The 3,911-nt window shown below is 63.8% G+C and carries 3 protein-coding genes; 2 read left to right on the top strand and 1 reads right to left on the bottom strand.

The window, feature by feature from the left end; translation table 11 throughout:
* A partial coding sequence (locus IC66_RS0136155; protein WP_038950878.1) for a sensor domain-containing diguanylate cyclase occupies window positions 1-1,558 on the top strand: 1,558 nt, incomplete at its 5' end.
* 30 nt (window positions 1,559-1,588) lie between these two features.
* Here the strand turns inward: IC66_RS0136155 and IC66_RS0136150 are convergent.
* On the bottom strand, window positions 1,589-2,812 hold the full coding sequence (locus IC66_RS0136150; RefSeq protein ID WP_028145622.1) for a polyhydroxyalkanoate depolymerase: 1,224 nt from the start codon (window positions 2,810-2,812) through the stop codon (window positions 1,589-1,591).
* A 157-nt stretch (window positions 2,813-2,969) separates the two neighbouring features.
* Between IC66_RS0136150 and IC66_RS0136145 the strand changes: the two genes are divergently transcribed.
* Complete coding sequence (locus IC66_RS0136145) at window positions 2,970-3,626, top strand: glutathione S-transferase family protein (RefSeq protein ID WP_038950877.1); 657 nt, start codon at window positions 2,970-2,972, stop codon at window positions 3,624-3,626.
* The last annotated feature ends 285 nt before the right edge of the window (window positions 3,627-3,911 follow it).

Genomic DNA, 3,911 nt, shown 5'->3' with positions numbered 1-3,911 from the left:
CCGCTGGCTCGCGACCAGCGAGCCTGTGGATTTCGCCGGCCTCAACAACAGCGACCGAGAGTATTTCCAGCATCATCGTGCCGTGGCTGACCGGGGCACCTTCATTGGGTCTCCAGTGAGGAGCAGGTCGGGGGGGCAATGGATCATCACCGCGTCGAGGCGCTTCAATCATCCTGACGGCAGTTTTGCCGGAGTTGCCCTTACCACGATCGACGTCGACTATTTTCTGCAGTTTTATCGTGGTTTCGACGTCGGCCAGAGCGGTTCAATTGCACTGGCGACAGCGAACGGCATTATCCTCGCGCGTAGCCCGGACAACGGATATACGGGCCGCGATCTGTCGAGTGCTCCGCTCTTCAAGATTATCCGTGAGCGGCCGGCCGCGGACGTCTACTACTTCACGTCGCCTCTCGACGGCGTCCGGCGTCTGAGCTTCTATCGACTCAGCAGCCGCTACCCCGTTCTCCTCGTTGCTACGGAATCGGAAGATGACGTCTTGGCCCCCTGGCGCCGAGCCGCGCTGACGCGCATTGCCGCAGTCCTGGCGCTGACAGCTGGGCTCGGTGTTGCCGGGCTCTTTCTGGTGCGCCAGTTGCACCTGCGGCAGAAGATGGCCGCTGCCCTGGTCGCCAAGGAGGCGGATTTTCGCCTCCTTGCAGAGCAGTCGGGAGACATGGTCATGCGCGTCGCAGTCGATGGACGGATCCTCTATGCGTCGCCGTCCACCGCTCGAATCCTTGGCTGGGCTCCGAACGAATTGGTGGATACATCAGCCCTCGCCGGCATCAATCCCGCGGATCTGGCCCGAGTTGAGCAAACGCTCTCCGCATTGATGAACGGCGAAGCCGAGGAGGCGAGAATCACGTATCGCACCCGTCATCGTGAGAAGGAAGAGATCTGGGTCGAAACTGCACTGCGCGTCACGAGGAGTGCGCAGAGTGGACACATCAACGGCGTGGTGGCGATCTCGCGCGACATGACCGAACGCAAGGATCTGGAGGATAGGCTGGCGGCTCTCGCCCGTTCGGACGGCCTGACGGCCTTGGCAAACCGCCGACACTTCGACGAGCGGCTGGAGGCGGAATGGGACCGGGCCAGGCGGGAAGGAACGCCTCTGTCACTGCTGCTGATGGACGTCGATCATTTCAAGAGCTTCAACGACCGGTACGGGCATCAAGCGGGCGATTCATGTCTCCGCTCAATCGCGGGGGTCCTGGCGCAGCAGGCCAGACGGCCGGCAGACGTGGCGGCCCGGTACGGTGGTGAGGAATTCGCCTTGCTACTACCGAATACCGATGCAGGAGGTTGCGAGCAGGTCGGCGAGCGAATCCGGCAGGCGATCGAGGACCTCGGCATCCTGCACGCGCTCAACGCGTCATCCAGGCAGGTCACCCTCAGCATTGGTGGCGCCACACATATGTCGTTCGGCGACAAGGCGGATTGCACGTCGCTGATAGCGGCTGCGGATAAGGCGCTTTACGCCGCGAAGGAGGGCGGACGCAACCGCCTGGTGATGTCAGGGCAAGTCGTCGCGTGGCCCGGCTCGATACGGGCTTGAAGAGCAATTCCAGCGCGCCGCGGCGTGGTGTCACGAATTCACGTGCACGAAATCCCGCAGCAGCGGATAGATCTCGTTATTCCAGCGCCGGCCTGAGAACACGCCGTAATGGCCGACGCCGGCCTGCATGTGGTGGACGCGCCGATAGGCGCGCACGCCGGTGCAGAGGTCTTGGGCAGCAAGGGTCTGGCCGATCGAGCAGATGTCGTCCTTCTCGCCCTCGACCGTCATCAGCCCCATGCGGCTGACCGCCTTGGTGTTCACGGGGCGGCCGCGATGCATCAGTTTGCCTTGCGGCAACAGGTGCTCCTGGAAGACGTCGCGCACGGTCTCGATGTAGAACTCGGCCGGCAGGTCCATCACGGCGAAATATTCGTCGTAGAAGGTCTTGATGGTCGCGGCCTTGTCCTTCTCGCCCTTGGCGATGTGGTTGGCGAGATCCATGTGCTGCTTGATGTGGCGCTCGAGGTTCATCGAGACGAAGGCGGTGAGCTGCACGAAGCCGGGATAGACTTTCCGCAGCGCGCCGCGGCACTGCATCGGCACGTAGTTGATCAGGTTCTGCTCGAACCATTCGATCGGCTTGCTCTTGGCGAAGTCGTTGACCCTGGTCGGCTGGATGCGGGTGTCGATCGGCCCTGCCATCAGCGTCAGCGTCGCCGGGCGCGAGGGATGGTTGTCCTCGCACATGATCGCGGCGGCCGCGAGCGCCGATACCGACGGCTGGCAGATCGCGACCATGTGCGGGCGCGGGCCGAGCTGTCCGAGGAAATCGATCAGATGCTCGGTGTAGTCGTCGAGCCCGAAGCGGCCCTCGCTGCGCGGGATGTCGCGCGGATTGTGCCAGTCGGTGATGTAGACGTCGTGGTCCTGCAGCAGCGTCTGCACGGTGCCGCGCAGCAGCGTTGCGAAATGGCCGGACATCGGCGCCACCAGCAGCATGCGCGGCTGCTCCGTCACGCCGTCCTTCCTGAAGTGCAGCAGCGAGCCGAACGGTGTCGCGTAGGCGATCTCCTCGGTGACGGCGACTTCGCGATTGCCCACCATGACGCTGTCGATGCCGTAGGCCGGGCGATGATAGGTGAGGGTGGAGCGCGAGATCAGCTCCAGCGCCGCCGACAGCCGGCCGACGACCTGATCCGACATGCCCTGGGGCACCAGATTGAGGAATCTGAGCGCGGACGAAGCCCCCGCGCGCCACGGCGCAGTCAGGTCCATCTGGTTCTGAAAGGCCTGATAATACATCGACATCATACTGAAGTGCCCACCTGTCCCCCGTCTTGATGCAATATCGAAGCCAGATGGGGGCCGGACCGCCGGGAAAATTGGCACGTCGCTTGCTGCTCTTTGGGCGGGAAGGACGGGGCGCGCACGCGCGGCAGTGCGCTCCCAGGCGTGAGGGAAGGGCCATATGGCGAAGGCGACACTGACCATCAGCAGCAAGAACTACTCGTCCTGGTCGCTGCGCGGCTGGCTGCTGACGAAATTCTCCGGGCTCGATTTCGAGGAAATCGTCACCGCGCCGGACGATCCGTCGGCGCGCGCCGAAATCCTCTTGCTGTCGTCGTCGATCCTGGTGCCGTGTCTGCGGCACGACGGTGCCGTGGTCTGGGATACGCTTGCGATCGCCGAATACCTCAACGAGGCGATGCCGTCAGCCGGCCTGCTGCCTGATGACCGCGTGCAGCGCGCCCATTGCCGCTCGATCTGCGGCGAAATCCATTCCGGCTTCACCACCTTGCGCGCCTCGCTGCCCGTCAATCTGAAAGGACATTTTCCCGGCTTCAAGATCTGGTCGCGCGCCCAGGCCGACATCGACCGGGTCTGGTCGATCTGGCGCGACTGCCTGGAAAAATCCGGCGGCCCGTTCCTGTTCGGCGAGCGGCGCACCATGGCGGATGCGATGTACGCGCCTGTGGTGACGCGCTTCGTCACCTATGACGTCAAGCTCGAGCCGCAGCTGAAGGCCTACGCCGACACCATCATGGCGATGGATGAGATGAAGGAATGGATCGCGGCGGCGAGCGAGGAGCCGGCCGAGATCGAGGAGCTCGAGGTCGAATATTAGGCAGTCCTTGCCTGACCCTGCCTGTTTCGGGGGCGGGTGCCGGCCAGGGTGGTCTTGCGCGCTATGCCCTTGTCGCGATTAACCTTTGGCGCCCGTGCCCGGCCCGGGCCATCCGCCGCGCTGCGCAGATATTGTACGCGCCGGTAGAGCCGCATCGACATCTAGCCGTGAACAGCTGCGTACGCGGCCGTTCGGCCGATTCGGACGTGATTCGTTCGGGCCGCGTTCCGAAGGTTAAGGCGGAGCGCGGCGCCGTTGCATTTTGGAACAGATGCAGGCGTCAGG

It is taken from the genome of Bradyrhizobium genomosp. III (assembly GCF_000261705.1).
Lineage (GTDB): Bacteria > Pseudomonadota > Alphaproteobacteria > Rhizobiales > Xanthobacteraceae > Bradyrhizobium > Bradyrhizobium ottawaense.
Note: the sequence above shows the minus strand (reverse complement) of the source record. Positions and strands in the feature narration are given on the sequence as shown.

Excerpts from the sequence above, each read along its gene's own strand:
- IC66_RS0136145 (WP_038950877.1), top strand. The coding sequence starts at position 2,970 with ATGGCGAAGGCGACACTGACCATCAGCAGCAAGAACTACTCGTCCTGG.
- IC66_RS0136150 (WP_028145622.1), bottom strand. The coding sequence starts at position 2,812 with ATGATGTCGATGTATTATCAGGCCTTTCAGAACCAGATGGACCTGACT.